The following is a 26,806-nucleotide window of genomic DNA, read 5'->3' as shown; positions in this document are numbered from 1 at the left end:
CCATTGTTGAAAGCTCAATCACACCGGAGAACGTGCACCCGCGCAACCCTATTCCCCGACCTCGTTCGGGCAGGTCGGAGCCCCGTCAGCACACCGCCGGCCGGGCCCGGCCTCCCGCACCGGGCCCGGCCGGCAGGCCGGCTCGCGTCAGCCGGACGGGAACAGCTCCCCGTACACCGCGAACGCGATCGCCAGCCCCGCCTGCGCCCAGAACCGGTGGTACGTGAACTCCGGCGCCGGCCCGCCGTCCAGGTGGGCCTGCACCTTCTCCCAGTCCGGGTCGTCGCGGTACCACGAGCGCAGCCCGATGAACGTCACGCCCGGCTCGATGGTGTCACCGTTCGGCATCGTCCCCGACCAGCCGTCCGGAACGTACACCTCGTCGGCGAAGCGCCCGAAGTCGGCGCGCGTCTCCGGCACCGCGATGCCCATGCCGTCGGCGTTCGCGGCCAGCGCGTCGAGCAGCCGCTTGGCCAGCTCGGCGGTCGCGGTGTCACCGGCCTTGGCCGCGTAGTACGTGAGCGTCTTGGCCAGCGCCGAGGCGACGCCCACGTCCGTGCCGTACTCCGCGACCGAGACGTGCAGCCCGGCGTTGTCGCCGGGGCTGGCCGGGTCCCAGGTGTCCGGGGCGCCGTCCCAGGACAGCGTCGCCGGAATGCTGAACGTGCCGTCGGCCTCGGCGGTGATCTCCGGGGTGACCCAGGCCACCCACTTCTCCAGCAGCTCCTGTGCCGTCGCGTTGCCGGAGGTGTAGTACAGCTCCGCGACCCGCTCCATGCCCCAGCACTGCATGCCGAACCAGTTGTTGCTGGGCGGGTCGTGGTAGACGGGCTGCCAGTCGTAGGCCATGCCGTAGAAGGTGGGCGTGCCGGCCGGCGGGGAGCCGTACTGGCCCTCCCAGCTGTTGGTGCAGCCGCCCGCGATCCCGCCCTCGGCGGACTGGAGCCAGCGCAGGAACTCCATCTGGCGGGTCAGGGAGGTCGACCAGTCGCTCTTCGCGGTGGGGGACTTGGGGGTCAGCTCGGGGACGGTGGACAGCGCCCAGGCGGCGAAGGGGTTCTGGTAGCCCTGGTGGGAGGCGCCGTCGCCGATGCGCCACGCCCAGCTGCCGCCGGTCGCCGCCCCGCCCCAGGCGTAGTACCAGGACAGCAGGTAGTGCTGGGAGCTGCGGCCGGAGCCGGCGGGGCAGCCGGTGGGGCTGGTGCAGTCCCCGATCTCCTTGAAGTACTTGTCGAACATGGCGTAGCGCAGATAGTCGCCCATCTTCGCGGCGCGCTCCACCGAGGCGGAGATCTGGCCCTCGTTGCCCTGCTCGGTGGCCCAGGTCAGCGCCCAGTACGCGGCCTGCACGGCGCGCGCGTCGGCGTCCGGGGCGTTGGTGTACTTCCACTGCTGGGCGTAGGAGGCGTCCCCGACGAAGAGGTCGAGGTAGCCGTTCGGCCCGCCGAACTCGAAGAGGTCGGTCGTCGGCTGGGGAATGGTCTCCCAGACCGACTCCTCCGAGCCGCGCTGGTAGCTGTTGATGTACGACGGGCCGGGCCCGGGGCCGTTCTGGCCGCCGGTGCCGGGGGTGTTCCCGTAGCCGTAGGTGTTGTCGACGTCGAGCAGCCAGTGCATGCCGTAGATGTCCATCGTCCCGTGCGCGGACGCCAGCTCGGCGGCGAGCGGGTCCTGCCCGACCGGCACGTCGGGGTCGAGCTGGGCGGGGTACAGCGAGACGTCGGGGTGCTCGGGCGCGTACGTCGCGGGCGCGCTCGGGTTGTACGAGTCGTTGGTGGGCTGGTCGGCCTGGGTGGGGATGATGTACTGCTCGGCCGCCTCCCAGGAGGTGTTGAACGGCCCCCAGTCGCCGGTGACCCTGCCGTAGGCGGCCTCCAGCCACATCCAGTAGCTGAACGCCTCGGAGGTGGTCTGGTGGCCGTGGTCGGGCGCCTCGACCATCAGCGTCTCGACGCTGTGGTACGGGATGCCGTCGGGGCTGAAGTACCCGTTGGCGGGGTCCTTGATCTTCTCGTACTGGGCGAGGAAGAGGTCGTCGTACGGGCCCTGGGGGGCGGCCGGCGCCGCCGCCTCGGGGGCCGTGCCGGCCCGGGCGGCGGTGTGGACACCGGCGGCCGTCGCGAAGGCGGCGCCGCCGGCCGCGGCGGCGAAGCGCCGGCGGGACAGTGACTTGGACATGGGGGGTCTCCTCGGGGATCCCGCGGGCGCGGCCCGGCGGGGTGGTGGGGGGTGCGGGATGGAGGTGCGCGGCTGCGGGGGGTGACCGCCGGACGGGGGCGGCGAGGTGGGGCAGGCCGCGGCCGCCGGCGGTGAACCGTGCGGGTCGGGCGGGGCTCCCGCCGGGCGCCGGCGGGCGGGGGCCCGTGGCGCCCGGGCGGGTGCCCGGTGGGCGGTGCCGGGCGGGAAGCCCGGCGGAAGCCGGTTGGATGCCCGGTGGCGGCCGTCCCGGGGGCCGCCACCGGGCCGCTCCGCCGCCGGGGATCCGGCGGCCGGCGGCGGAGGGTGGGAGAACCCGCTAGTTGACCGGCGGGTTGGCGTTGGCCATCAGCTCCTCGAACTGAGCCTGGAACCAGTGGCCGGAGGTCGGGGCGTTGGGCAGGGCGCCCGACATGTTGTACTGGTTGCGCGCGTTGCCCTCGTACGTCGGGTCGCACATCCGGTCGAAGCCCTTGTCGTCGTCCGGAATCTCCTCGCTGGCGCCGTCCGACTCGCCGGGCGGCTTGATCCAGGCGTAGGCGTGGATGCTGGGCGCCGGTGAAGCGGTCGGCCGCTCACCGAGGCCGGCGCCGGACTGGTTGCACCAGTTGCCGAGGTGGATCCGGCGGTCGGTGCGGCTGTCGTTGACGTAGTCCTCGGCGGGACCGGAGATGTCACCGGGGCCGGTGGGCCGGTCGGGGCCGCCCCAGCCGTTGCGCGAGGTGTCGATGATCGCGCCCATGCCGGACGGGAACCCGGCGGCCGGGGCCGCCTCCGTCACGAACGCCTGCGCGAAGGACTGCTCGTCCACGTAGCGGTTCCAGTCCACCCACGAGCTGTGCCCCTCGCGGATGGGCCCGTCGCCGGCCACGTCGTCGATGGAGAAGTACGGCTCCACGGTGGCGCCGTAGTTCGCGGTGTTGGCGGCGAAGCCGGTGACGTCCTCGGGCGAGGCGCCCTCGGCGTTGGCGGCCTCGTACAGCAGGTCGGCGGTCGCCTGGAAGTTGTCGTCCCAGCCGATCCAGCCGTGGTGCCCGATGTCGATGTAGTTGTAGACGTTGCCGTTGTCGCCGAGCGCGCCGAGGTTGTAGCCCACGCCCTTGACGTAGTTGCCGTTCGCCTTCATCTCGTCGCACTCGGGCGTCGCCGTCTCCCGGCTGCCGACGTTGGTGATGAGGTTGGGCAGCGAGTCGATCTCGACGATGTTGATGACCTTGAGGTCCGCGTACGCCGGGTCCTCAAGGATCGCGTCGATCGGGTCGATGAAGTCGCTCTTGTACCGGTCGATCTCGTCCGGACCCAGCTCGCCCCGGGAGGCGAGCGCCGCGCAGTCGCGGCCGGGCAGGTTGTACGTGACGATCTGGATGGCGTCGGCGCCCTGCGCCAGCGCCTCGTCCATGTGCTCGCGCAGGCCCATGTTGTTGTTGCCGTCGGAGCCGCTGGTGATCGCGTCGATGCTGTCGAGCCACACGGCGGTGGGGGTGTCGGCGATGGCTGCGCCGCCGCCGTCGGTGGCCGAGGCGGACCAGTCGGGGTTCACGTAGAGCTGGCTGCCCTCGTACGGGTTGTCGCCGGGGGCCGCGACGTCGGCCGCCGCGGGGGGTGCGGACAGCGAGGTGGCCAGCAGGGCGCCGGCGCCGGCCAGCGCCGCCGCGCTGACTCCGGCGACACGTTTGCGTGACTTTCTCATCGGCTCTCCTTCCACGCCTGTGGGGGGCGTTGGATGTGGGGGGATGCGGGGGGTGTGCCGTGAGGACGCGGTTACTGACGAGTACCTGTCAATTCTTGACCTTCCTTTCGCGCGTCCCGTGCGGTGGTGCGTGCGTGTCAGTCGGCCTCGCCGGCGTCCCGTCCGGTGGCGGCCGTGCGTTGAAGGTCGCGAATATGGGAGCGCTCCCATACCGCGCTGCGAGGCTAACAGCTCAAAGAAGTGTTGTGAAGGGTCCGCCCACGAGGACGGGCGTCTTTACTGGTCGTAGACGAAGACGGGCCGGGCGGTGAACGGCCGGGCGGGCCACGGCACTTCGGCGCCGCGGCCCCTCCCGGTCTGCGCCGCGCTACGCGCCCGGCCGCGCCCCGATCTCCGCCACCAGCCGCTCCGCCACCGGCACCGCGATGCCGTGCGCCCGCGCGCCGCGCAGCAGGGCGCCGCCGATGGCGTCGAGTTCGAGGGGGCGGCCCGCCTCGGCGTCGCGGAGCATCGAGGACTTCGTGCGGGCCGGGAAGCCGTCGTACATCGCCGCGACCCCGTCCGCGTCCACCCGCGCCCCGCACGCGCTCGCGACCGCCGCGGTCTCCGCCAGCAGCGCCAGCATCTCCTCCCGGTGCGCGGTCCGCACGCCGCCGACCGGCAGCCGGTGGCGGGTGGTGAGCAGCGCCATGGGCGCGAGGAAGGCCATCTTCGTCCACAGGACGCCCGCCTCGTCGTCGAGCACCTGCGTCTCCACGCCCGCGCCGCCCAGCGCCCGCGCGGCCGCCTCCAGCCGCTCGCGCGGCGCGGTGGCGGAGGCGAGCGAGACCTTCGTGAACGGGCTGCCGTGCTCGATGAGCCCGGGTGCGACCCGGGTGGACTCGACGGTGATCGTGCCGGCGGCGACCTGCTCCGGCCGGTAGCGCTCCCGCAGCGCGGCCATGTGGTCGACGCCGTTGAGCAGCGGCACCACGAGCCCGCCCCCGAGCGCCGCCGGCGGCACCCGCTCCAGCGCGGCGTCGAAGGCGGTCGCCTTGACGGCGACGACGCACAGGTCCACGGGCTCGCGCAGCTCGGTGTCGCCGGCCACGTGCGTGGCGAAGTCCCCGAACTGCCTGCTGTTGACGGTGATCCCGCCGGACCGCAGGGCGCTCGCGGTCCCGTCGCCGGCCAGGCAGGTGACCCGGTGCCCGGCCCGGGCCAGCAGCCCGGCGAGCAGCCCGCCCACCCCACCGGGACCGAGTACGGCAGCGTTCAACGTGTCCATGCGGAGCAGTAAAGGCCACCTGACCGGCGCCGTCCACACCGCTCGCCGCGACGAACGCGGCACCGGAGGACCACGACGAGGCCGACCGGCACGCCGCTGAGGCCGCAGCCGCCCCCGCGTCCCACTTTCACCTGGCAGGCCGCATGGTCCCGTCGCGGTGGACGCCGGCGCGGCGCCGGCGCTAGGCCGACTTCCGGGCCGCCCGCAGGAACTCGCGGTTCAGGGACGAGATCGCCTGGAGCGGGATGCCCTTCGGGCAGGCCACCGCGCACTCGCCGGTGTTCGTGCAGCCGCCGAAGCCCTCCTCGTCCATCTGGCCGACCATGTCCAGCACCCGCGACTCCCGCTCCGGCCCGCCCTGCGGCAGCGAGTTCAGGTGGACGACCTTCGCCGCCGTGAACAGCATCGCCGAGCCGTTGGGGCAGGCCGCCACGCAGGCGCCGCAGCCGATGCACTCCGCGTGCTCGAAGGCGGTCTCCGCCGCCGGCTTGGGGACCGGGGTGGCGTGGGCGTCCGGGGCGCTGCCGGTGGGGGCGGTGATGTAGCCGCCGGCGCCGATGATGCGGTCGAACGCGGAGCGGTCGACGACCAGGTCCTTCACCACCGGGAACGCCGCCGCGCGCCACGGCTCGACGTCGATGACGTCGCCGTCGGCGAAGGAGCGCATGTGCAGCTGGCACGCCGTCGTACGCTCCGGGCCGTGCGCCCGTCCGTTGATGACCACGCCGCACGCGCCACAGATGCCCTCGCGGCAGTCGTGGTCGAAGGCGACGGGTTCGGCACCCGTGAGGATCAGCCGCTCGTTGAGGGCGTCCAGCACCTCCAGGAACGACATCTCCGGCGTGACGTTCTCCACCTCGTACGAGACCATCTCGCCGGTCGCGTCGGGGCCCGGCTGCCGCCAGACCCGCAGGGTCACCTTCACTGATAGCTCCGTTGCGTGGGAATGACGTACTCGAATGCGAGGTCCTCGCGGTGGAGGACCGGTGCCTCGCCGGTGGCCGTGAACTCCCAGGCCGCCGCGTACGAGAAGTGCTCGTCGTCGCGCGCCGCCTCGCCGTCCGGGGTCTGGCTCTCCGCGCGGAAGTGGCCGCCGCAGGACTCGGTGCGGTGCAGCGCGTCGAGGCACATCAGCTCGGCCAGCTCCAGGTAGTCCGCGACGCGGTTGGCCTTCTCCAGCGACTGGTTCAGCTCCGCGCCGCTTCCCGGCACCTTCACCCGGTGCCAGAACTCGTCCCGCAGCGCCGGGATCCGCTCCAGCGCCTTCCGCAGCCCCGCCTCCGTACGGGACATGCCGCACTCGTCCCACAGCAGTTCGCCCAGCTCGCGGTGGAAGGAGTCGGGGGTGCGGTCGCCGTCGACGGAGAGCAGGAGATGGAGGCGGTCCTCGGTGTCCGCGACGGCCTCGGCGACCGCCGGGTGGCCGGGGGAGACCTGTTCGGGGCGGTGGCGGGCGAGGAAGTCGCCGAGGGTGGCGGGGAGGACGAAGTAGCCGTCGGCGAGGCCCTGCATGAGCGCGGAGGCGCCGAGGCGGTTGGCGCCGTGGTCGGAGAAGTTCGCCTCGCCGATGGCGAAGAGGCCGGGGACGGAGGTCTGGAGGTCGTAGTCGACCCACAGGCCGCCCATCGTGTAGTGGATGGCGGGGTAGATGCGCATGGGCACCTGGTACGGATCCTCCGCGGTGATCCGCTCGTACATCTCGAAGAGGTTGCCGTACCGCTCCTCGACCGCCGGGCGTCCCATCCGCCGGATGGCGTCGGCGAAGTCGAGGTACACGCCCTGCCCGCCGGGGCCGACGCCGCGGCCCTCGTCGCAGACGTTCTTCGCCGCGCGCGAGGCGATGTCGCGGGGCACGAGGTTGCCGAAGGAGGGGTAGAGGCGCTCCAGGTAGTAGTCGCGTTCGTCCTCGGGGATCGCGTTCGGCGGGCGGGTGTCGCCGTGCGCCTTCGGCACCCAGATGCGGCCGTCGTTGCGCAGCGACTCGCTCATCAGCGTCAGCTTCGACTGGTGGTCGCCGGAGCGCGGGATGCAGGTGGGGTGGATCTGGGTGAAGCAGGGGTTGGCGAAGTACGCGCCGCGCCGGTGGGCCCGCCAGACGGCGGTGGCGTTGGAGTTCTTGGCGTTGGTGGAGAGGTGGAAGACGTTGCCGTAGCCGCCGGTGGCCAGGACGACCGCGTCGGCGAGGTGGGTCTCGATGCGGCCGGTGACCAGGTCGCGGGCGACGATGCCGCGGGCCCGGCCGTCGATGACGATCAGGTCGAGCATCTCGGTGCGGGCGCGCATCTCGACGTTGCCGGCGTCGATCTGGCGGGAGAGCGCCTGGTACGCGCCGAGGAGGAGCTGCTGGCCGGTCTGCCCGCGGGCGTAGAACGTGCGCGAGACCTGGACGCCGCCGAAGGAGCGGGTGTCGAGCAGGCCGCCGTACTCGCGCGCGAACGGCACGCCCTGCGCGACGCACTGGTCGATGATCTCGACCGAGACCTGGGCGAGGCGGCGCACGTTGGACTCGCGGGCGCGGAAGTCGCCGCCCTTGACGGTGTCGTAGAAGAGGCGGTGTACGGAGTCGCCGTCGTTGCGGTAGTTCTTGGCGGCGTTGATGCCGCCCTGGGCGGCGATGGAGTGGGCGCGGCGCGGGGAGTCCTGGTAGCAGAACTGGACGACGTTATAGCCCTGCTCGGCGAGGGTGGCGCCGGCGGCGCCGCCGGCGAGGCCCGTACCGACGACGATGACGGTGTAGCGGCGGCGGTTGGCGGGGTTGACCAGCCGGGCGGTGAAGCGGCGGCGGTCCCAGCGCTCGGCGATGTCGCCGGGCGGGGCGGCGGCGTCGGCGACGGGCTCGCCCTCGGTGTACTGCGCGTAGGCCGGTGACATCGTCAGTTCACTACTCCCGTCATGACGGCCACGGGGATGGAGAGGAAGCCGCAGGTGAGCACCAGCGCAAGGATGTTGGTGACGGCCTTGAGCGCGCGCTCGCGGGCCGGGCTCGCACCGCCGAGGGTCTGCACGGCGCTCCAGAAACCGTGCCGCAGGTGCAGTCCGAGGGCGAGCATCGCGGTGATGTAGATGGCGTTGCCGTACCAGGTGGAGAAGGTGGCGACGGTGTTCTCGTACGGGTGCCCGCCCTGGGCGTTCTCGTTCACCGTCAGCGTCGTCAGGTCGAGGATGTGCCAGACGACGAAGAGGCCGAGGATCACGCCGCCCCAGCGCATCGTGCGGGTGGCGTAGCTGGTGCGGCGGCGCTTGTGCACGTACGCGACCGGGCGGGCGGCGATGTCCCGGCGGCTGAGCTGGTACGCGGTCACGCCGTGCAGCACGACGGCGGCCAGCAGCACGACGCGGATCATCCACAGGGCCCACTCGTAGTGGAGGACCGGGCCGCCGAGGGTGCGCAGCCAGTGGCCGTAGTCGTTGAACTCGTCCGCGCCGAAGAAGATCTTGAGGTTGCCGACCAGGTGGGCCACGAGGTAGGCCAGCATGATCAGGCCGCTGACGGCCAGCACCGTCTTCTTGCCGACGGTGGAGCGCCACAGCAGCGCGGGGAGCGACGGCGGGTAGGGCGGCTTGCCGGCGGGTGGCTTCGACGCCGACTTCGTGGTCAGGGCCATGACTGTGACGGTAAGGAGGGCGAGGGGCATCCGTCCAAGACATGAAACCGCTGATTTCGATAGGCAATGGCTATCGTCACCTACGCTGGGCCCCATGCACCCGCAACAGCTCCGCTACTTCGCCGCCGTCGCCGAGACGCGCCACTTCACCCGGGCCGCCGAGCGCGAGCACGTCGCGCAGCCGTCGCTCTCGCAGTCCGTACGGGCGCTGGAGCGGGAGCTGGGCGCCGAGCTGTTCCACCGGGCCCGCGGGCACATCACCCTCACCGACGCCGGCGAGGCGCTGCTGCCGCTGGCGCGGCGCATCCTCGCCGACACCGAGACCGCGCGCCGGGAGGTCCAGGAGGTCGCGCAGCTGCGGCGGGGACGGGTGCGGCTGGGGGCCACGCCGAGCCTGTGCGCCAGCCTGGTGCCGGACGCGCTGCGCGCGTTCCACGCCCGCTACCCCGGGATCGAGCTGCACGTGCACGAGGACGGCTCGCAGGACCTCGTACGGACCCTGGCGGCCGGCGAACTGGACCTGGCGCTGGTGATCACGCCGCTGGCCGGGCAGGCGCCGGCGCTGACGACGACGGAGCTGCTGCGGGAGGAGCTGGTCGTGGTCTCGTCGCCGGACGGACCGCCGGTCACGGCCGCGGGCGCCCGCCGGATCGGGATCGGGGATCTGCGCGGGCGGCCGCTGGCGATGTTCCGGCACGGGTACGACCTGCGCGAACTGACCGTCGCGGCGTGCCGGGAGGCGGGCTTCGAGCCGGAGTTCGGGGTGGAGGGCGGGGAGATGGACGCGGTGCTGGGGTTCGTGCGCGCGGGGCTGGGGGTGGCGGTGGTGCCGAGCATGGTCGCGGAGCGCTCGGGGCTGGTGACGACGGCGTTCGCGCCGCCGGGGCTGCACCGGACGATCTCCGTGGCGCACCGGGGCGACGTGTCGCCGCCCCGGGCGGCGCGGGAGCTGCGCCGGCTGCTGGTCAGCGCGGCGGGCGGCGGCTGAGCGCCGCGGGCGTACGGGCCGGGGGCGCCCCCGGCCCGTACGGAAACGTCCGCGGCCCCCGCCTCAGCGCGCCGGGTACGTCAGACCGTGCCCCAGCGGGTACAGGTCCGTCCCCGGCGCCCCCAGCTCCGGGATCGCCACCGGCAGCCGGCCCGTCGGCCGCAGGTCGCCGTAGAGCGCGTCGACCAGCCGCGTCAGCACCGACGCCCCCGTGCCGTACGTGCACAGATACACCGGCGCCTCCGGGAACCGCCGCAGGTCGTACGGGTTCCGTACCGCCACCACCGCGACCGGCGTCCCCGACGCCAGCAGCGCCCGCACCAGCGCCGCCTGCGCCGCGCCCCGCTCCGCCGCCGGCTCCCCGCCGGCCCCCGCGTGCGCGCCGACCAGCACCAGGTCGTGCTCCCGCGCCGCCGCCACCGCCGCGTCGATCACCGCCGGCGACGGGGTGCCGCCCGTCGCCAGCACCGTCGCCGTCTGCCCGCTGCGCGCCGCCACGGCCTCCGCCAGCCGGTCCAGCACGGGCGTCGACGAACTCTGCCACCCGGCGACCAGCACCCGCCGCGCCCCCGCCGCCAGCGGCAGCAGCCCGGCGTCGTTCTTCACCAGCGTCACCGCCCGCCCGGTGATCGCGCGGGCGTCCGCGACGTGCGCGTCGCTCCCGGTGACCCGCTCCGCCCGGCGCTCGTCGACGAACGGGCGGAAGAACAGCCCTTCGTCGAGCTTGCGCGCCAGGATGCGTACCACCGACTCCTCCAGCCGCCGCCCGCTGATCTCGCCGCCGCGCACGGCCGCGAGCACCGACCCGTACGCGACGTCCATCTCCGGCGGCAGCACCAGCATGTCCGCGCCCGCCGCGAACGCCGCCACCGACGCCCGCTCCGGCGGGTACTGCGACGTCGCGCCGCGCATGTCCAGCGCGTCCGTCACGATCAGCCCGTCGAAGCCCAGCTCCTCGCGGAGCAGCCCGGTCAGGATGCGGTACGACATGGTGGCGGGCACGCCGTCGTCCAGCGCCGGGACGAGGATGTGCGCGGTCATCACCGTCTCCAGGCCCGCGGCGATCGCGGCCCGGAACGGCGGCAGGTCGAGCGCGTGGATCTCCGCCGGCGTGTGGTCGATGCGCGGCAGCCGGAAGTGGCTGTCCTCGCCGGTGTCGCCGTGGCCGGGGAAGTGCTTGGCGGCGGAGGCGACGCCGCCGCGGCGCTGCCCGCGCACGGCGGCCGCGACCATGCGCGCGACCTGCCGCGGGTCGGAGCCGTAGGAGCGCAGGCCGATGACGGGGTTGTCGGGGTCGACGTTGACGTCGGCGACGGGCGCGTAGTTCTGGTTGATGCCCAGCGCGGCCAGCTCGCGGCCGGTGATCTCGGCGGCGCGGTGGGCGTCGGCGGTGGCGTGGGTGGCGCCCAGCGCCATGCTGCCGGGCAGCTCGGTGGCCGGCGGGACGGGCAGCCGGCGGACCAGGCCGCTCTCCTGGTCGGTGGAGATGATCAGCGGCACGCCGGGGCGCCGGGTGCGCGCGGCGTGCTGGAGGCCGTTGGAGAGGCGGGCGATCTGGCGGGGGTCGCGGAGGTTGTCGTCGCTGCGGCCGCTGAAGTAGATGACGGCGCCCGGGCGGTACTTATGCACCACGTCGGCCGGGGTCCGGACGCCGTAGCGCCGCTCGTTGACGGCGGCGGCCGCGTCGGTGACGTCGTACGCGTCCTGGCCGGCTACCTCGACCACGAAGAGCTGGCCGACCTTCTCCTCCAGGGACATCCGCCGGGCGAGTGCCCGGGCCAGCAGCCGGGTGTACGAACCGGAGCCGGCCGCGCCGCCGGAGCGGGCCGCGGCGGGGCCGGCGGCGGACGCGCCGGCGCCGAGCGCCGCCGCGGTGCCGACCAGGCCGGTGACCGCCTGTCTGCGCGTGGTGGTGGACCGCGTGAACCGCATGATGTGAACGCTCCTCAGCCGTCGGGTGTGCTGCGTGGGCATCGGAGGCCGGCCGACGGGGCTGCTCCCCCTGTGGAGGCCGCCGAGGAGAACTCGGCCGCGGAGTCTGGCAACGGCGTACGGGCACGTCAATACTTCTGCGCGTGCGGCGCCGTTTTCCTGTCTCATCACCTCAAAAATGCTTATGCGGCGCTCACCAGGCGACCCTGGCCGCCACCGGCAGGTGGTCGCTCCCCGTGGCCGGCAGCAGCCACGCGCTCCTCGGGTCCACGCCGCGCACGAGGATCTGGTCGATCCGCGCCACGGGGAAGTCCGCCGGCCAGCTGAAGCCGAAGCCGTCGCCGGCCTCCTCCTGGACGGAGCGCAGGCGGCCGGTGAGGGGGTCGAAGGCGCGGTCGTCGACGGTGCCGTTGAGGTCGCCGAGCAGCACCGCCCGCTCGTTCGGCTCGGCGGCGACGGCCGCCGCGAGCGCCCGCGCGCCGTCGTCGCGCTGGGCGGTCGTCAGGCCGGCCCGGGGGTTCGCGCGTACGGACCCCAGGTGGGCGACGTACACCGCCAGCGGGCCGTGGTCGGTGGCCACCGTGGTGCGCAGCGCGCGGGTCGGGTGCATCGCGATGTCGACGGGCCGGGTGCCCGACAGCGGGGTCCTGCTCCAGAGCCCGACGGTGCCCTGCACCACGTGGTACGGGTACGTCCGCGCCAGCTCCGTCTCGTACAGCGGCATCGCGGCCGGGGTGATCTCCTGGAGCGCCAGCACGTCCGCGCCGGAGGCGGCGAGTTCGCGGGCGGTCCCGGCCGGGTCGGGGTTGGCGGCGCCGACGTTGTGACCGGCCAGGGTGAGGTCGCCGCCCGGCCGGGACTTGTCGTCGAGCAGCCCGCCGAACAGGCCCAGCCACACCGTGACCGGCAGCACCAGCGCGACCACGGCGGACGCCGAGCGGCGCCACAGGGCCGCGGCGAGCAGCGGGACGACGGGCAGGCCGAACCACGGCAGGAAGGTCTCCACCAGGCTGCCGGCGTTCATCGCCCCGTCCGGGATCCGCGCGTGCAGCGCCATGAGCAGGCCGAGCAGCAGCGCGGACACGGCGAGCACGCGGCCGCGGCGCCAGGGGCCGGGGCGGCGGAGGCCGCGGGCCGCGCCGCGGAGGCGGGCGGCGGGGGTGGACGGCGCGGGCGGGGTGTCCGGTGCGGGGTCCGGCGTGTCCGGGGCGTCCGGGGTGTCCGCGGCAGGCGCCGGGCCCGGCCGGGTCAGGGTGGGAAGTCGCTCGCTCAACTCTGCATCCTCGGGTCCTCGGCGGGGTCGGTGTACAGGGGCGGGCAGCGGCCGGCGACCGCTTCGGGGCGCAGCTCGTAGTGCCAGGGCTCGTTCTCGTAGACCTGGCACAGCCCGTACGCGGCGCCGTGCCCGGAGAGCCACGCGGTGGCGTCGGTCCCGCCGATGTCGACGGCGTCGCCGGACACGTGCGGGGAGGTCTCCGGGGTGGCCACCCACCGGGCGGCCTCCTCGGCGGAGCCGTATTTCCCGACCGCCTCGCGCAGCAGCTGCTCCTGGTACGCGGGAGAACGCCAGCCGCTATTCACCCGGAAATCGACTCCGTGGGCCGAGGCGTCGGTCGCCGCCCGGCGCAGGGCGTCGAGCAATTCCGCGTCGAGTTCCGCGACGGCCGGAACGGAGTCGTCGAATACCGTCGTGCCGTCGCGGACGACGCCGTCGGCTTCGCCGACCGGCCCGCCGCGCTCCCGGTCCCGGCGCGCCGGGTCCGGCGAGTCCGGCGAGTCCGGTGAGTCCGGGGCTGCCGGAGAGGCCGAGGTGGGCGGGGTCGCCGCGGCGGCGTCGCCGGACGGCGGCTGCATCGACCGGTAGCCGAGGGGTACGACGACCGCCACGGCGAGGACGATCAGGCCGAGACCCAGAAGCGTGCGAATCGGGTGGGGTGTCATTGCGCCAGTCAAGGCGGCGGGGCGTTGCCGGCGCGTATCCGGATTTCGATACGCGGGCGATATGCGACGGCTCGTAAAATCAGCGTATGCGTGTGCTGATCGTCGAAGACGAGCCCTTTATGGCGGAGGCCATCCGCGACGGCCTCCGCCTGGAGGCGATCGCGGGCGACATCGCGGCCGACGGGGACACCGCCCTGGAACTGCTCGGCGTCAACACGTACGACATCGCCGTCCTCGACCGCGACATCCCGGGCCCCTCCGGCGACGAGATCGCCCGGCGCATCGTGGACTCCGGCACCGGCATGCCGATCCTGATGCTCACCGCGGCCGACCGGCTCGACGACAAGGCCACCGGCTTCGGCCTCGGCGCCGACGACTACCTCACCAAGCCCTTCGACATACGCGAACTCGTGCTCCGGCTCCGCGCCCTCGACCGCCGGCGCGCCCACGTCCGCCCGCCCGTACGGGAGATCGCGGGGCTGCGCATCGACCCGTTCCGCCGGGAGGTCTACCGGGACGGCCGGTACGTCGCGCTGACCCGGAAGCAGTTCGCGGTGCTCGACGTCCTCGTCGCCGCCGAGGGCGGCGTGATCAGCGCCGAAGAGCTGCTGGAACGCGCCTGGGACGCGAACGCCGACCCGTTCACGAACGCCGTGCGCATCACGGTCTCGGCGCTCCGCAAACGGCTCGGCCGGCCCTGGCTGATCGCCACGGTGCCCGGCGTCGGCTACCGCATCGACACGACGTCCGGCACCGGCGAGGACGCGGCCGGAACGTAGCCCGCCGGGGGCGCGGCGTCAGATGCCGAGCGGTGCCGACCGCGCCTGCGCCACCGCGTCGTCGTCGCCCGTCAGCTCCACCTTCGCCGCGTCCTGCCGCCCCGTGGCGAACAGCAGCAGCTCCGCCGGCTCCCCGGTCACCGTGACCACCGGCGTGCCCCGGTGGGCCACCGCGGTCTGGCCGTCCGGCCGGCGCAGCACCAGCCCCACGGGCGACTTGCGGCCCATCACGCGGGCGCCGCGCTCCAGCCGCTGCCACAGCGTGTCGGAGAAGACCGGGTCCAGCTCCCGCGGCGCGTAGTCGGGCCGGGCGCGGCGGACGTCCTCGGCGTGGACGTAGAACTCCACGACGTTCGCGGCCTCGTCGACCTGCTTCACCGCGAACGGCGAGAACCGCGGCGGCCCGCTGCGGATGAGCTGCACCAGCTCCTCGTACGGCTTCTGCCGGAACTCCGCCTGCACGCGCTCCAACCGGTTCTGCAGCGGCTTGAAGAGGAGGCCGCCCGCCGCGTCCTGCCGGCGCTCACGCACCACCACGTGCGCGGCCAGGTCGTACGTCGTCCAGCCCGCGCACAGCGTCGGCGCCTCGGGGCCGGCGCTCTCCAGCAGATCGGCGAGCAGCAGCCGTTCACGCTTCGCATGGGTCGTCATGCGGCCACCCTACGGCGGTGGGAGGCGCGCGGGAGGGGATTGCCGCGCCGGAGCCTCACGGCAGCGGCGCGGTCAGCTTCGGGCCGTCGGGCTCGGTGCTCAGCGTCAGGGCGCAGGAGACCTCGTCCTGGCTCTGGTACTCGTACGTCGTCAGCGTCGGGTAGAGCGCGTAGTAGAAGTAGTGCCGCCCGTCGGCCGGCATCGTCTCCAGCTTCTCCTCCGCCGCCCGCCGGCAGAGCCCCAGCGCCTGCTCGTCGAGCGCGTCGCCGTCGGCGAAGTCGCCGGCGAGCGTGCGGTTGCCGATGACCTCGCCGTCGTGCGGGCCGTCGCAGGGGCGCGTCTCGACCGACTCGACGGCGGTGTCCAGCGACGGGTGGTCGAAGCACTCGCCGGGCCGCAGCACCACGTACGGGATGTGCGACTCGCCCGGCGCCGGGGCCCCCGGCGGGTCCGCCCGGCCCGCGCGGTCGCTCGTCGTCTCCGCGCCGCCGCCCGGGCTGCCCGCGACGCCGGCGCCGTCCGCCCCGCCCTCCGCCGCCGGCCGCTGCGCGCTGCCCTGCGGCGCCGGCCCGCCGGCCGGTGCCCCGCCGCCGTCGCCCCCGCGCAGCGCGAGGAAGGCGGCGACGGCGACGGCGACGAGCAGCGCCGCCGCGAGGGCGGCGGCGACGGCGGGCTTCGGCCCGCGGGGCGCCGCGGGCGGGTCCGGTGGAGCGTAGGTCATGGGCGAAGCATGCCCTATCGACGCGTTCCGTTGTACGGGAAGGGCCATCCGGGCCCGCGCGCGCCGCGCCGTCTGGCACGGTGGTGTGCCGGTCCGTGTTGGCACAATGGCCCCCATGACCGGCAACCTGCCCCCGCGCCCCTCCGGCCTCGATCCCGCCGTCGCCGCGCGCCTGAAGCGGACCGCCGACGGCCTGCTGCCCGCGGTCGTGCAGCAGTACGACAGCGGCGAAGTGCTCATGCTGGCGTGGATGGACGACGAGGCGCTGCACCGCACGCTGACCACCGGCCGCGGCACGTACTACAGCCGCAGCCGAAAGGAGTACTGGGTCAAGGGACAGACGTCCGGTCACGTGCAGCACGTGAAGTCGGTCGCGCTCGACTGCGACGCCGACACCGTGCTCGTCCGGGTCGACCAGGTCGGCCCCGCCTGCCACACCGGCACCCGCACCTGCTTCGACGGCCGCGAACTGCCCCTGGACGGTGCCGCGTGACCGCCACGACCGCCGGCGTCACCGCCGCCCCCGACCCGGAGACCTTCCGCACGCTGGCGAAGGACCGCCGCGTCATCCCCGTCGTGCGCCGGCTGCTCGCCGACGGCGACACCCCCGTCGGGCTCTACCGCAAACTCGCCGGCGAGCGCCCGGGCACGTTCCTGCTGGAGTCCGCGGAGAACGGCCGCACCTGGTCGCGGTACTCCTTCGTCGGCGTGCGCAGCGCCGCGACCCTCACCGAGCGCGACGGCCGGGCGCACTGGCTCGGCACCCCGCCCGTCGGCCTGCCCGCCGGGGGCGACCCGCTGGCCGCGCTGCGCGCCACCGTCGAGGCCCTGCACACCCCGCGCGACCTGCACGAGCGCACCGGCGGCGGGGACGTGCTGCCGCCCTTCACCGGCGGCATGGTCGGCTACCTCGGGTACGACGCCGTGCGGCGGCTGGAGCGCATCGGCGACAGCGCCCGCGACGACCTGCGGCTGCCGGAGATGACCATGCTGCTCACCTCCGACCTCGCCGTCCTCGACCACCGGGACGGCAGCGTGCTGCTGATCGCCAACGCCATCAACCACAACGACCTCGACACGGGCGTCGACGAGGCGTACGAGGACGCGGTCCGCCGGCTCGACGCGATGACCGCCGACCTCGCCCGCCCCGCCGCCGCGAGCGCGGCGCCGCTGCCGCCGGCCGCGCTGCCGGAGTACGGGGAGCTGTGGGGCGGCGCGGAGTTCCGGGCGGCCGTCGAGGACATCAAGGAGCGGATCAGGGCGGGCGAGGCGTTCCAGGTCGTGCCGTCGCAGCGGTTCGAGACGCCGTGCGCCGCGAGCGCCCTCGACGTCTACCGGGTGCTGCGGGCCACCAACCCCAGCCCGTACATGTACCTGATCAGGCTGCCGGAGACGGCGCCCGGCGCGGGAGCGTTCGACATCGTGGGCTCCAGCCCGGAGGCGCTCGTCAAGGTCGAGGACGGGCGGGCCCTGCTGCACCCCATCGCGGGTACGCGCCCGCGCGGCGCGACGCCGCAGGAGGACGCGGCGCTGGCCGAGGAGCTGCTCGGGGACGAGAAGGAGCGCGCCGAGCACCTGATGCTCGTCGACCTCGGGCGCAACGACCTCGGGCGGGTCTGCGAGCCCGGCAGCGTCGAGGTCGTGGACTTCATGTCGGTCGAGCGCTACAGCCACGTCATGCACATCGTCTCCACCGTCACCGGCCGGCTCGCCCCGGGACGTACCGCGTTCGACGTGCTCACCGCCTGCTTCCCCGCCGGGACGCTGTCGGGGGCGCCGAAGCCGCGGGCGCTGCAGATCATCGAGGAGCTGGAGCCGACGCGGCGCGGGCTGTACGGGGGCTGCGTCGGCTATCTGGACTTCGCCGGCGACGCCGACACGGCGATCGCGATCCGCACGGCGCTGCTCCGCGACGGCACGGCGTACGTGCAGGCGGGCGCGGGCATCGTGGCGGACTCCGACCCGGTGGCGGAGGACGTGGAGTGCCGCAACAAGGCGGCGGCGGTGCTGCGGGCGGTGGCGGCGGCGGAGCACCTGCCGGGCGCGGGGCCCCGGACCGGGGCGCGGGAAGCCGGGGGATAGCGGGGGGCGGACGCCGGACGCGCGGGTGCCCGCGCCCCCCTGCCGGCCGGGGGCACATCGGGTGCGAGACACTTGCCGGGTGACAAATCAGTCCGGTTCCCGTGCCCCCCTCGCCGCCGCCCTGCTCTCCGGCGCGCTCGGAGCCGCTGTCGTCCTCATCTCCGCGGGCCGCACCTGGGCCGAGGGCGAGGCCGCCACCCCCGTCGCGGACGCCGCGCTGCCCGTCACCGCCGGCGGCCGGGACGTCACCGGCCTGCCGTCCGCGCTGGCGATCGTCGGGCTCGCCGCCCTCGTCGCCGTCTTCGCCGTACGCCGCGCCGGCCGCACCGTCGTCGCCGCGCTGCTCACGCTCTGCGGCGCCGGCGTGGTCGCCGCCTCCGCGGCCGGCGCCTCCGACACCGACGCCCTCGGCGACCAGGCCGCCGAGGCCGCCGGCCTCGCGGACACCGCGGTGCACGCGGTCGGCCACACCGCCTGGCCCTGGGTGAGCCTCGCCGGCGGCGTGCTGCTGCTCGTCGCCGGGCTGCTCGCGCTGCGCTACGGCGCCGGCTGGCCGGCGATGTCCGGGCGGTACGAGCGCGCCGGCGCCGCCGCCGCGCGCCCGCGGCGGGCCGCCCCCGCGGACCCGGAGCGGCCGGAGGAGCTGTGGAAGGCCCTCGACCGCGGCGAGGACCCCACCCGCGGGGGCTGACCCGCCCCCGGGGACGGGAGTCCGGACCGATCGGGGAGAATGGCGGCGTCTGGTGATATGACCGGTAACCCGTATTTCCAAGGAGCGCAGTGATGGCGGAAGGCCACGACCACGGACACACGCCGGCCGCATGGACCGCGGTGGTCATCATCTTCATCGGCTTCTGCGTGTCGGGCGCGCTGATGGTGATGGACCAGCCGCTGGCCTTCTGGCTGAGCCTGATCATCATCCCCATCGGCGGCGTGGTCGGCGCCATCATGCGCGGCATGGGGATGGGCAAGAAGCCGACGCCGCCGGTGCGCGTCGCCGGCGACTGACGCGGTACGGGCCGCGCCCCGCCCGGCGGCGACGCCCCCGGGCGGCGGCGCCGCGGGGTGCGGTATCGAGGGAGCCCGGGACAACGAGGGGCCCGGGACGCGCGGGGCCGCCCGCCACGGCGCCGCGCCGGCTCTCCGTGCGAGCGCCCGTCCCGCAGATGCGCCCGCGCCCCGCCGCCGGGACAATTCGGGTGTGTCCGACCATACCGCCACGGCCGTCCCCCTGCGGCGCCTTGCGGCCCCGCTCGCCGCGCTGACCTGCGCCGCCGCCGCCTTCGCCGCGGTCGGCGCCGTCGACCCCAACGAACCCGGCCGCTACCCGCCGTGCCCCGTGGCGGCGTACACGGGGCTGGCCTGCCCCGGCTGCGGCGGCCTGCGCGCGGCCCATGCGCTCGCCCACGGCGACGTGACCGCCGCGCTGGGCGCCAACGCCCTCGTGACCGCCGGGGCGGCGGTCGCCGCCGTGGCGCTGCTGTGGTGGGTCCGCGTGGCGCTCCGGCCCGCGCCGCCGGGCCCGTACCCCGCGCCGGGCCCGCCGCCTCCGGGCGCCGCGGCCCACCCGCCCCGCCGGCGGCCCCCGGTTCCGCTGCCGGCACCGGGGCGGGCGCTGTTCGCCCTGGTCGCGGCGTTTACGCTGCTGCGGAACCTGCCGTTCGGGGCGGCCCTCGCCCCGTAGCGGCACGGCGTCCGGCTGGTGCGACGGAGAAGGTCCGGATTCGGGGCTTCCGCCGGGTGCCGGATACCATCGCAGATGCCCGAACAGCCGCCCACCGGCGCCCGGCGCCACGCACCGGCGCCGGACCGGCGCCAGCAGAAAGGGGTCCGCTCGCGTGAGTGTGCTCGACGAGATCATTGACGGCGTGCGCGAGGACCTCGCCGAGCGGCAGGCCCGGGTCAGCCTCGACGAGCTGAAGGAACGTGCCGCCAGGGCCCCCGAGGCCCGGGACGGGGTCGCCGCACTGCGCGGCGACAGCGTCACCGTCGTCTGCGAGGTCAAGCGCTCCAGCCCGTCCAAGGGCGCGCTCGCGGCCATCGCCGACCCGGCCGCGCTCGCCGCGGACTACGAGGCGGGCGGGGCCGCCGTGATCAGCGTGCTGACCGAGAAGCGCCGCTTCGGCGGCTCGCTGGCCGACCTGGAGGCCGTACGGGCCAAGGTGGACCTGCCGGTGCTCCGCAAGGACTTCGTGGTCACGTCGTACCAGCTGTGGGAGGCGCGGGCGTACGGCGCCGACCTGGTGCTGCTCATCGTCGCCGCGCTGGACCAGGAGGCGCTGGTCTCGCTGGTGGAGCGGGCGGAGTCCATCGGGCTCACGCCGCTGGTGGAGGTGCACGACGAGGAGGAGACCGAGCGCGCGGTGGCCGCCGGGGCGAAGATCATCGGCGTGAACGCGCGCAACCTCCGGACGCTTGAGGTGGACCGCGGCAACTTCGGCCGGGTGGCGCCGGAGATCCCCGGCCACATCGTCAAGATCGCCGAGTCCGGCGTCCGCGGCCCGCACGACCTCATCGCGTACGCCAACGACGGCGCCGACGCCGTCCTGGTCGGCGAGTCCCTGGTCACCGGCAAGGAGCCGCGCGCCGCCGTGGCCGACCTCGTGGCCGCCGGCGCCCACCCCGCGCTGCGCCACGGCCGGGGCTGACCCCCGGTGACGAAGCGCCTCCCGCCCGGCGCGGGCGGGCTCTCCGCGGCCCCGGGCCCGCGCGCGGGACATCCGGCCGCCACGGCGCCGCGGCCCCGGCCGGACGGCCCCGCCGCCGCGGCGGGGGGTGCGCGGGGGGTCTTCGCAGCCGTCCTCGGCCCGTGCACAGCGCCTGGGGCCCGGGCGGAAGCTCCCGCCCGCCGCCACGGCCCGGCGCCTTCGACCCCCGCCCCGCCGGGCGGCTTCGCCGCCGTGGCGCCGGGCGGGTGCCCGGTCCCGGTGGAGGCCGACCCGGGCGGGAAACCCGCGCTCCGTACCGGTCGGCGCGCGGCGCAAACACCTCCCGCCCGGCTCCGCGGTCTCGCGTCCGCGCCCCCGTCCCGCCCCCGCGGCTTCGGCGCCGCGGCGGCGGGCCCCCGCCGCACCGTGCGCACCGGTGTCCCCGCAGCGGGAGGCGCCCTCGCTCCCGGGTGCCGGCCGCGGGGCTGCCGCGCGCCGGCGCGGCGCGTGCACGGGCGGCGCGTCCGCTACCACATCGGGGCCGAGCCCGGTCAGATCAACGGCAGGCGATGGCAGCCGGCGTGTCTTCACGCCGTCCACCATCCGTTCCGACCGAGGATCAGCCATGCCCACCGACTTCTTCATCCCTGACCCAGCCGGCCAGGTGCCGACCGCCGAGGGCTACTTCGGCGCGTACGGCGGCAAGTTCATCCCCGAGGCGCTGCGCGCCGCCGTCGACGAGGTCGCCGTCGCGTACGAGAAGGCCAAGGCCGACGAGGCGTTCGTCGCCGAGCTGAACGACCTGCTCGTCAACTACACCGGCCGCCCCAGCCCGCTCACCGAGGTGCCGCGGTTCGCCGAACAGGCCGGCGGCGCCCGCGTCTTCCTCAAGCGCGAGGACCTCAACCACACCGGCTCGCACAAGATCAACAACGTGCTGGGCCAGGCCCTGCTCACCCGCCGCATGGGCAAGACCCGCGTCATCGCCGAGACCGGCGCGGGCCAGCACGGCGTGGCCACCGCCACCGCCTGCGCCCTCCTCGGCCTGGACTGCACCGTCTACATGGGCGAGGTCGACACCGAGCGGCAGGCGCTCAACGTCGCCCGCATGCGGATGCTCGGCGCCGAGGTCGTCCCGGTGGCGTCCGGCAGCCGCACGCTCAAGGACGCCATCAACGAGGCGTTCCGCGACTGGGTGGCCAACGTCGCCCACACCCACTACCTCTTCGGCACCGTCGCGGGCCCGCACCCCTTCCCCGCCCTCGTCCGCGACTTCCACCGGGTCATCGGCATCGAGGCCCGCCAGCAGCTCCTCGACCGCACCGGCCGCATGCCCGACGCGGCCGTCGCCTGCGTCGGCGGCGGCTCGAACGCCATCGGCCTGTTCCACGCCTTCCTGCCGCACCCCGACGTGCGCCTGGTCGGCTGCGAGCCGGCCGGGCACGGCGTGACCAGCGGCGAGCACGCCGCCACCCTCAGCGTCGGCGACCCCGGGATCCTGCACGGCTCCCGGTCGTACGTGCTCCAGGACGAGGACGGCCAGATCACCGAGCCGTACTCGATCTCCGCCGGCCTCGACTACCCCGGCGTCGGCCCCGAGCACGCCTACCTCAAGGACGCCGGGCGCGCCGAGTACCGGGCGGTGACCGACCACGAGGCCATGCGGGCGCTGCGGCTACTGTCCCGGAGCGAGGGCATCATCCCCGCCATCGAGAGCGCCCACGCGCTCGCCGGCGCCCTGGAGATCGGCCGCGAGCTGGGGCACGAGGGCCTGATCGTGGTCAACCTCTCCGGCCGCGGCGACAAGGACATGGACACCGCCGCCCGCTACTTCGGGCTCTACGACACCGAGGAGGCGGACCGGTGACGGGTAACATCGCGCGGCTCGACGCCGTGTTCGCCGCCGCCCGGGCGGAGGGCCGGGCGGCCCTCGTCGGCTACCTGCCCGCGGGCTTCCCCGACGTCGACACCGGCGTACGGGCCATGACCGCCATGGTCGAGGGCGGCTGCGACGCGATCGAGGTCGGCCTGCCGCACAGCGACCCCGTGCTGGACGGCCCGGTGATCCAGACCGCCGACGACATCGCGCTGCGCGGCGGGCTGCGCATCAAGGACGTCGTCCGGACCGTCGGCGAGGTGCAGGCCGCGACCGGCGCCCCGGTGCTCTGCATGACGTACTGGAACCCCGTCGACCGCTACGGCCCCGAGCGCTTCGCCGAGGACCTCGCCGCGGCGGGCGGGGCCGGCGGCATCCTGCCCGACCTGCCCGTCGAGGAGTCGGGCCCGTGGCGGCAGGCGGCCGACAAGCACGGGCTGGCCACGGTCTTCGTCGTCGCGCCCAGCAGCCGCGAGCAGCGGCTCGCGACCATCACGGCGGCCGGCAGCGGCTTCGTCTACGCCGCGTCGCTGATGGGCGTCACCGGCACCCGCGAGTCCGTGGGCCGCGAGGCGAAGGACCTGGTCCGCCGCACCCGCGCGACCGAGGCGGTACGGGCCGGGCTGCCCGTCTGCGTCGGCCTCGGCGTCTCGACGGCGGAGCACGCGGCGGAGGTCGCCGGGTTCGCCGACGGGGTGATCGTCGGGTCGGCCTTCGTCCAGCGGCTGTTGGCCGCCGGGGACGACGTGGAGGCCGGTCTCGCGGGCGTGCGGGCGCTCGCCGGCGAGCTGGCCGAGGGCGTGCGCCGCGGGGCCTGACCGCCTCTTGAGGTTGTCCACAGGGCCCTCCGCGGTGCGTACGGACGTGCGATCCTGGAGGGGAGCAGTCAGTACGCACTGGGGAGGGCCCGATGGCCGGGAAGCAGTCCGGCGCCGATGACGAACCGCGGCTGCCCGACGACATATGGGAACGGTTCCAGAAGGACTCCCTGGGCCGGATAGAGCAGTCCGCGCCGAAGGAGCACTCCGCGCGGTGGTACGAGGTCACCGAGCGGCTCGCCGCCGAAGACGCCCGGCGCGCGGCCGCCCCCCGCCCGCGCCGGTCGCGCCGCCCCCGCCGCGTTTCCCGGCTGCGGCACGCGCCGGTGCCCCGCGCCCTCACCACGGGCCTCGTCCTCGTCTCCGTCGTGCTGCTGCTCTCCGCCGCCGCCGCGTACCTCCAGTACGGGCGCGTCTTCTGATCCCGTCACCGGGCGGCCGGTCCCTCGTTATAGCCGGGCGTGAGCCAGAACAACCCTGAGGGAAAGCGCGCCGCCCGGGACCGGATGCAGGTCGAGCGCGAGCGGCGGCGGGCCAAGGACAGGCAGCGGCGCACGCTGATCGCGCTGGCCGCGGTGGTGGGGGTGCTCGCCGTGGTCACGGTGGTCGGCCTCCTGGCCGGCGGCCTCGGCGACGACGAGGACGACGGCAAGGCCGTGGCGTACCCGCAGGGCGCCGTCGGCGAGGACCGCCTCGCGCTGCCCGCGGGGGAGGCGGACGCCCCGGCCACCCTCACCGTGTACGAGGACTTCCGCTGCCCGGCGTGCCGCCAGTTCGAGTCCGGCTTCAGCGGCACCATCCACGAGCTGACGGACGCCGGGAAGCTGCGCGTCGAGTACCGGCTGGTCACCCTCATCGACGGCAACCTCGGCGGCTCCGGCTCGCTGAACGCCGCCAACGCCGCCGCCTGCGCGAAGGACGCCGGCGCCTTCGTCGCGTACCACGACGTGCTCTTCGCGAACCAGCCGCCGGAGACCGACGACGCCTTCGCCGACAAGGCCCGGCTGAAGGAGCTGGGCGGCAAGGTCGACGGGCTGCGGGGCAAGCGCTTCGACTCCTGCGTCGACGACGGCACGTACGACGGCTGGGTCCAGGCCTCCGACGACGCGTTCGGCGACTCCGGCCACAACTCCACGCCCACCGTCCTGCTGGACGGCGAGAACATCTACGGCCAGGGCGCGAACCTCACCCCGGCGATCCTGAAGCGGCTCGTCGAGGACGCCGGCCGGAGCTGAGAACCCGGCGCGGAGCGCCGCACTCGCGGAGAGTTACGGAACGGTTGTCCCAGGGGGCCCCCGCGCCACGCCGCGGCACGGTACCGTCGATGCTGCTATGGAGATCGCATCTATCCCCAGCCCTTCCGACGGCGTGTGGGACCTCGGACCCTTCCCGCTGCGGGGTTACGCCCTCTGCATCCTGCTCGGCATCTTCGCCGCCATCTGGCTCGGGAACCGTCGCTGGATCGCGCGCGGCGGCCGGCCGGGGACCGTCGCGGACATCGCCATCTGGGCCGTGCCCTTCGGGCTCGTCGGCGGTCGGCTCTACCACGTCGTGACGACCCCCGAGCCGTACTTCGGCGAAGGCGGCGACTGGGTCAAGGCGTTCGAGATCTGGGAGGGCGGCCTCGGCATCTGGGGCGCCATCGCCATGGGTGCGCTGGGCGTGTGGATCGGCTGCCGCCGGCGCGGCATCGCGCTGCCGCCCTACGCCGACGCCGTCGCCCCCGGCATCGTGCTCGCGCAGGCTTTGGGCCGCTGGGGCAACTGGTTCAACCAGGAGCTGTACGGCGATCGGACCGACGTCCCCTGGGCCGTCGAGATCGACGCCGAGCACTCCGTCACCGGCGCCGCCGACACCTTCCACCCGACCTTCCTGTACGAGTCGCTGTGGTGCGTCGGCGTCGCGCTGCTGGTGCTCTGGGCCGACCGGCGCTTCCGCCTCGGCCACGGCCGGGCCTTCGCGCTCTACGTCGCGGGATACACCGCGGGCCGCGGCTGGATCGAGTACATGCGCGTGGACGAGGCGCACGAGCTCCTGGGGCTGCGGCTCAACGTCTGGACCTCGATGCTCGTCTTCGCCGCCGCCGTGGCCTACATCGTGGTGTCGGCGAAGAAGCGGCCCGGCCGCGAGGAGGTCGTGGAGCCGGCCGCGGCTGACGGCGAACCCGGGGACGGTGAGCCCGGGGACGGTGACGACGCCCTGGCGAAGTCGGTCGGCAAGGACGGCGCGGCCCGTACGGACACCGCCGTGGACGGCGGGCCCCGGGAGACCGGCGATCCCGGGGAGGCGGGCGGGGCCGACGCGCCCGAGCCCGCGGCGGAGGCCAAGGCCGCCGGGGACGCCCCGGCCGCCGAGCGCGGCGGCCGGCACGCCTAGGTCACCCGGCACCCCCGGGCCCCGGGACACCTGACCGCCGGGAGCGCTCCGCGCAACGGCAGGGCCGTCACCGTACCCGCGGCGACCGCCCTGCCCGTGTCCGGCCCGGATGTCCCGCCCGGATCGTCACCTCTGGAGTCTGTCCGGCCGGTCCGGCGACGGAACCCCGCGGACCCGGCCTGTGCGCCCGCCCCGTGCGAGGTCAGTACGGCCTGCCTTGCTGGCGGGCCTCCCGTCCCCCGCGTATGGTCGAACTGAAGATCGACGAGGGGAGCGCGATCCATGTCCGCCGGCCTGACGGCGGGGCGGCCCGCCGAGCGGCACGGCCACACCCACCGCGACGTCACCGGCGGCTGGCTGCGGCCGGCCGTCTTCGGCGCGATGGACGGCCTGGTGTCGAACCTCGCGCTGATCACCGGCGTGGCCGGCGGCTCGGTCTCGTCGACCACCATCGTGCTGACCGGCCTCGCTGGGCTCGCCGCCGGCGCGTTCTCGATGGCCGCGGGGGAGTACACCTCGGTCGCCTCCCAGCGCGAGCTGGTCCTCGCCGAGCTGGACGTGGAGCGGCGCGAGCTGCGCCGCCACCCGCAGGACGAGCTGCGCGAGCTGAGCGAGCTGTACGAGTCCCGCGGGGTGGACCCGGAGCTGGCCACCGAGGTGTCGCGGCAGCTGATGCGGGACCCGGAGCAGGCGCTGGAGATCCACGCGCGCGAGGAGCTGGGCGTCGACCCGGGCGACCTGCCGTCGCCGGCGGTGGCGGCGCTGTCGTCGTTCGGCTCGTTCGCCGTGGGCGCCCTGCTGCCGGTCCTGCCGTACCTGCTGGGCGTCACGTCGCTGTGGCCCGCGGTGCTGCTGGCCCTGGCCGGGCTCTTCGCCTGCGGGGCCGCGGTGGCCCGCATCACGGCCCGGAGCTGGTGGTTCAGCGGGCTGCGGCAGCTGGGGCTCGGCGGCGCCGCGGCGGCGGTCACGTACGGCCTGGGCGCGCTCTTCGGGGCCGCCGTCGGCTGACGGGCCGCCGGCGTCCCTGGCTGCGGGTCCGGCTGGATCCCGTATCCTCGAAAGCGACCGGCCCGCACTTCTGATCCATTACCGCCGCGTTTCGACCCGGACCTTCGTGGGCATGTGTCGAGGACCGCGGGCAGTGCCGCCCGTGCTCTCTGCTGCACGAACCGTGCAGGTCCCCCGCGCCGCGGGGCGCACCGCCCCGACCGGGGCTGTCCGGATACTGATACGGAG

At 74.8% G+C, this 26,806-nt stretch carries 26 protein-coding genes; 15 read left to right on the top strand and 11 right to left on the bottom strand.

Annotation, left to right across the window (positions count from 1 at the left end):
• Positions 1 to 147: 147 nt before the first annotated feature.
• The 6 genes from ACHZ99_RS02055 to ACHZ99_RS02030 all read right to left on the bottom strand — a co-directional run bounded on the left by ACHZ99_RS02055 (position 148) and on the right by ACHZ99_RS02030 (position 8,758).
• Entirely contained in the window at positions 148 to 2,178 is a 2,031-nt protein-coding gene (locus tag ACHZ99_RS02055; RefSeq protein WP_420302547.1) for a glycoside hydrolase family 48 protein, read from the bottom strand.
• A 337-nt stretch (positions 2,179 to 2,515) separates the two neighbouring features.
• A complete protein-coding gene (locus ACHZ99_RS02050) occupies positions 2,516 to 3,886 on the bottom strand; it encodes a glycoside hydrolase family 6 protein (RefSeq protein ID WP_420302546.1) in 1,371 nt (456 codons plus the stop codon).
• A 367-nt stretch (positions 3,887 to 4,253) separates the two neighbouring features.
• Entirely contained in the window at positions 4,254 to 5,144 is an 891-nt protein-coding gene (locus ACHZ99_RS02045) for a ketopantoate reductase family protein (protein WP_420303179.1), read from the bottom strand.
• 190 nt (positions 5,145 to 5,334) lie between these two features.
• Positions 5,335 to 6,078 carry a succinate dehydrogenase/fumarate reductase iron-sulfur subunit gene (locus tag ACHZ99_RS02040; protein WP_420302545.1) on the bottom strand — a complete coding sequence of 248 codons (744 nt, stop codon included), beginning with the start codon at positions 6,076 to 6,078 and terminating at the stop codon, positions 5,335 to 5,337.
• Positions 6,075 to 8,024 carry a fumarate reductase/succinate dehydrogenase flavoprotein subunit gene (locus ACHZ99_RS02035; protein WP_420302544.1) on the bottom strand — a complete coding sequence of 650 codons (1,950 nt, stop codon included), beginning with the start codon at positions 8,022 to 8,024 and terminating at the stop codon, positions 6,075 to 6,077. Before ACHZ99_RS02035 ends, ACHZ99_RS02040 begins: the two co-directional genes overlap by 4 nt.
• A 2-nt stretch (positions 8,025 to 8,026) precedes the next feature.
• Positions 8,027 to 8,758 carry a succinate dehydrogenase gene (locus ACHZ99_RS02030; protein ID WP_420302543.1) on the bottom strand — a complete coding sequence of 244 codons (732 nt, stop codon included), beginning with the start codon at positions 8,756 to 8,758 and terminating at the stop codon, positions 8,027 to 8,029.
• 94 nt (positions 8,759 to 8,852) lie between these two features.
• On the opposite strand from ACHZ99_RS02030, the gene ACHZ99_RS02025 reads away from it, so the two are divergent.
• Positions 8,853 to 9,746 (top strand): LysR family transcriptional regulator, encoded by an 894-nt coding sequence (locus ACHZ99_RS02025; protein WP_420302542.1) that lies wholly within the window; start codon positions 8,853 to 8,855, stop codon positions 9,744 to 9,746.
• Positions 9,747 to 9,809: 63 nt separating this feature from the next.
• Here ACHZ99_RS02025 and ACHZ99_RS02020 read toward each other — a convergent pair whose 3' ends face one another.
• The 3 genes from ACHZ99_RS02020 to ACHZ99_RS02010 all read right to left on the bottom strand — a co-directional run bounded on the left by ACHZ99_RS02020 (position 9,810) and on the right by ACHZ99_RS02010 (position 13,619).
• On the bottom strand, positions 9,810 to 11,678 hold the full coding sequence (locus ACHZ99_RS02020; protein WP_420302541.1) for a glycoside hydrolase family 3 protein: 1,869 nt from the start codon (positions 11,676 to 11,678) through the stop codon (positions 9,810 to 9,812).
• 193 nt (positions 11,679 to 11,871) lie between these two features.
• Positions 11,872 to 12,771: an endonuclease/exonuclease/phosphatase family protein gene (locus ACHZ99_RS02015; protein ID WP_420303178.1), complete on the bottom strand. Its 900-nt coding sequence runs from the start codon at positions 12,769 to 12,771 to the stop codon at positions 11,872 to 11,874.
• A 176-nt stretch (positions 12,772 to 12,947) separates the two neighbouring features.
• Positions 12,948 to 13,619, bottom strand: a complete 672-nt coding sequence (locus ACHZ99_RS02010) for a M15 family metallopeptidase (protein WP_420302540.1) — start codon at positions 13,617 to 13,619, stop codon at positions 12,948 to 12,950.
• 86 nt (positions 13,620 to 13,705) lie between these two features.
• On the opposite strand from ACHZ99_RS02010, the gene ACHZ99_RS02005 reads away from it, so the two are divergent.
• The gene (locus ACHZ99_RS02005) at positions 13,706 to 14,398 is read left to right on the top strand and encodes a response regulator transcription factor (RefSeq protein WP_420302539.1); all 693 of its coding nucleotides are present in this window, start codon (positions 13,706 to 13,708) and stop codon (positions 14,396 to 14,398) included.
• A gap of 18 nt (positions 14,399 to 14,416) precedes the next feature.
• On the opposite strand, the gene ACHZ99_RS02000 is transcribed toward ACHZ99_RS02005, so the two are convergent.
• Together ACHZ99_RS02000 and ACHZ99_RS01995 are read right to left on the bottom strand one after the other, a co-directional pair.
• The gene (locus tag ACHZ99_RS02000) at positions 14,417 to 15,049 is read right to left on the bottom strand and encodes a TIGR03085 family metal-binding protein (protein WP_420302538.1); all 633 of its coding nucleotides are present in this window, start codon (positions 15,047 to 15,049) and stop codon (positions 14,417 to 14,419) included.
• Between the two features lie 55 nt (positions 15,050 to 15,104).
• Entirely contained in the window at positions 15,105 to 15,770 is a 666-nt protein-coding gene (locus ACHZ99_RS01995) for a hypothetical protein (protein WP_420302537.1), read from the bottom strand.
• A 115-nt stretch (positions 15,771 to 15,885) separates the two neighbouring features.
• Here ACHZ99_RS01995 and hisI point away from each other — a divergent pair, with 115 nt between their 5' ends.
• From hisI to ACHZ99_RS01930, 13 genes are all read left to right on the top strand, one after another.
• The gene (gene hisI / locus ACHZ99_RS01990) at positions 15,886 to 16,263 is read left to right on the top strand and encodes a phosphoribosyl-AMP cyclohydrolase (RefSeq protein ID WP_420302536.1); all 378 of its coding nucleotides are present in this window, start codon (positions 15,886 to 15,888) and stop codon (positions 16,261 to 16,263) included.
• Positions 16,260 to 17,852, top strand: a complete 1,593-nt coding sequence (locus ACHZ99_RS01985) for an anthranilate synthase component I (RefSeq protein ID WP_420302535.1) — start codon at positions 16,260 to 16,262, stop codon at positions 17,850 to 17,852. The genes hisI and ACHZ99_RS01985 overlap by 4 nt, the downstream gene beginning before the upstream one ends.
• A gap of 79 nt (positions 17,853 to 17,931) precedes the next feature.
• Positions 17,932 to 18,543 carry a TIGR02234 family membrane protein gene (locus ACHZ99_RS01980; RefSeq protein WP_420302534.1) on the top strand — a complete coding sequence of 204 codons (612 nt, stop codon included), beginning with the start codon at positions 17,932 to 17,934 and terminating at the stop codon, positions 18,541 to 18,543.
• 92 nt (positions 18,544 to 18,635) lie between these two features.
• Positions 18,636 to 18,860 carry an HGxxPAAW family protein gene (locus tag ACHZ99_RS01975; RefSeq protein WP_420302533.1) on the top strand — a complete coding sequence of 75 codons (225 nt, stop codon included), beginning with the start codon at positions 18,636 to 18,638 and terminating at the stop codon, positions 18,858 to 18,860.
• 193 nt (positions 18,861 to 19,053) lie between these two features.
• Positions 19,054 to 19,536: a DUF2752 domain-containing protein gene (locus ACHZ99_RS01970; RefSeq protein ID WP_420302532.1), complete on the top strand. Its 483-nt coding sequence runs from the start codon at positions 19,054 to 19,056 to the stop codon at positions 19,534 to 19,536.
• Between the two features lie 154 nt (positions 19,537 to 19,690).
• A complete protein-coding gene (gene trpC, locus ACHZ99_RS01965; protein ID WP_420302531.1) occupies positions 19,691 to 20,500 on the top strand; it encodes an indole-3-glycerol phosphate synthase TrpC in 810 nt (269 codons plus the stop codon).
• A 6-nt stretch (positions 20,501 to 20,506) separates the two neighbouring features.
• Positions 20,507 to 21,151: a tryptophan biosynthesis modulator TrpM gene (trpM, locus tag ACHZ99_RS01960; RefSeq protein ID WP_420302530.1), complete on the top strand. Its 645-nt coding sequence runs from the start codon at positions 20,507 to 20,509 to the stop codon at positions 21,149 to 21,151.
• The gene (gene trpB, locus ACHZ99_RS01955) at positions 21,126 to 22,367 is read left to right on the top strand and encodes a tryptophan synthase subunit beta (RefSeq protein WP_420302529.1); all 1,242 of its coding nucleotides are present in this window, start codon (positions 21,126 to 21,128) and stop codon (positions 22,365 to 22,367) included. Before trpM ends, trpB begins: the two co-directional genes overlap by 26 nt.
• Positions 22,364 to 23,194 (top strand): tryptophan synthase subunit alpha, encoded by an 831-nt coding sequence (gene trpA / locus ACHZ99_RS01950; protein WP_420302528.1) that lies wholly within the window; start codon positions 22,364 to 22,366, stop codon positions 23,192 to 23,194. Before trpB ends, trpA begins: the two co-directional genes overlap by 4 nt.
• A 92-nt stretch (positions 23,195 to 23,286) precedes the next feature.
• Complete coding sequence (locus tag ACHZ99_RS01945) at positions 23,287 to 23,616, top strand: hypothetical protein (RefSeq protein ID WP_420302527.1); 330 nt, start codon at positions 23,287 to 23,289, stop codon at positions 23,614 to 23,616.
• Positions 23,617 to 23,655: 39 nt separating this feature from the next.
• Positions 23,656 to 24,429, top strand: a complete 774-nt coding sequence (locus ACHZ99_RS01940; protein WP_420302526.1) for a DsbA family protein — start codon at positions 23,656 to 23,658, stop codon at positions 24,427 to 24,429.
• 97 nt (positions 24,430 to 24,526) lie between these two features.
• Positions 24,527 to 25,570 carry a prolipoprotein diacylglyceryl transferase gene (lgt, locus tag ACHZ99_RS01935; RefSeq protein ID WP_420302525.1) on the top strand — a complete coding sequence of 348 codons (1,044 nt, stop codon included), beginning with the start codon at positions 24,527 to 24,529 and terminating at the stop codon, positions 25,568 to 25,570.
• A 282-nt stretch (positions 25,571 to 25,852) separates the two neighbouring features.
• Positions 25,853 to 26,578 (top strand): VIT1/CCC1 transporter family protein, encoded by a 726-nt coding sequence (locus ACHZ99_RS01930; RefSeq protein WP_420302524.1) that lies wholly within the window; start codon positions 25,853 to 25,855, stop codon positions 26,576 to 26,578.
• Positions 26,579 to 26,806 lie beyond the last annotated feature (228 nt).

Origin of the sequence: Streptomyces sp. MAR4 CNX-425 (assembly GCF_048656465.1) — a bacterium.
Lineage (GTDB): Bacteria > Actinomycetota > Actinomycetes > Streptomycetales > Streptomycetaceae > Streptomyces.
The sequence above is the reverse complement of the archived record's forward strand: the minus strand, read 5'-3'. Positions and strand labels throughout refer to the sequence as shown.

Bases quoted from the DNA above. Each gene is read 5' to 3' on its own strand.
- ACHZ99_RS02055 (WP_420302547.1), bottom strand. From the start codon at position 2,178: ATGTCCAAGTCACTGTCCCGCCGGCGCTTCGCCGCCGCGGCCGGCGGC.
- ACHZ99_RS02050 (WP_420302546.1), bottom strand. From the start codon at position 3,886: ATGAGAAAGTCACGCAAACGTGTCGCCGGAGTCAGCGCGGCGGCGCTG.
- ACHZ99_RS02035 (WP_420302544.1), bottom strand. From the start codon at position 8,024: ATGTCACCGGCCTACGCGCAGTACACCGAGGGCGAGCCCGTCGCCGAC.
- ACHZ99_RS02030 (WP_420302543.1), bottom strand. From the start codon at position 8,758: ATGGCCCTGACCACGAAGTCGGCGTCGAAGCCACCCGCCGGCAAGCCG.
- ACHZ99_RS02025 (WP_420302542.1), top strand. From the start codon at position 8,853: ATGCACCCGCAACAGCTCCGCTACTTCGCCGCCGTCGCCGAGACGCGC.
- ACHZ99_RS02020 (WP_420302541.1), bottom strand. From the start codon at position 11,678: ATGCGGTTCACGCGGTCCACCACCACGCGCAGACAGGCGGTCACCGGC.
- ACHZ99_RS02010 (WP_420302540.1), bottom strand. From the start codon at position 13,619: ATGACACCCCACCCGATTCGCACGCTTCTGGGTCTCGGCCTGATCGTC.
- ACHZ99_RS02005 (WP_420302539.1), top strand. From the start codon at position 13,706: ATGCGTGTGCTGATCGTCGAAGACGAGCCCTTTATGGCGGAGGCCATC.
- ACHZ99_RS02000 (WP_420302538.1), bottom strand. From the start codon at position 15,049: ATGACGACCCATGCGAAGCGTGAACGGCTGCTGCTCGCCGATCTGCTG.
- ACHZ99_RS01995 (WP_420302537.1), bottom strand. From the start codon at position 15,770: ATGACCTACGCTCCACCGGACCCGCCCGCGGCGCCCCGCGGGCCGAAG.
- hisI (WP_420302536.1), top strand. From the start codon at position 15,886: ATGACCGGCAACCTGCCCCCGCGCCCCTCCGGCCTCGATCCCGCCGTC.
- ACHZ99_RS01975 (WP_420302533.1), top strand. From the start codon at position 18,636: ATGGCGGAAGGCCACGACCACGGACACACGCCGGCCGCATGGACCGCG.
- trpB (WP_420302529.1), top strand. From the start codon at position 21,126: ATGCCCACCGACTTCTTCATCCCTGACCCAGCCGGCCAGGTGCCGACC.
- ACHZ99_RS01945 (WP_420302527.1), top strand. From the start codon at position 23,287: ATGGCCGGGAAGCAGTCCGGCGCCGATGACGAACCGCGGCTGCCCGAC.
- lgt (WP_420302525.1), top strand. From the start codon at position 24,527: ATGGAGATCGCATCTATCCCCAGCCCTTCCGACGGCGTGTGGGACCTC.
- ACHZ99_RS01930 (WP_420302524.1), top strand. From the start codon at position 25,853: ATGTCCGCCGGCCTGACGGCGGGGCGGCCCGCCGAGCGGCACGGCCAC.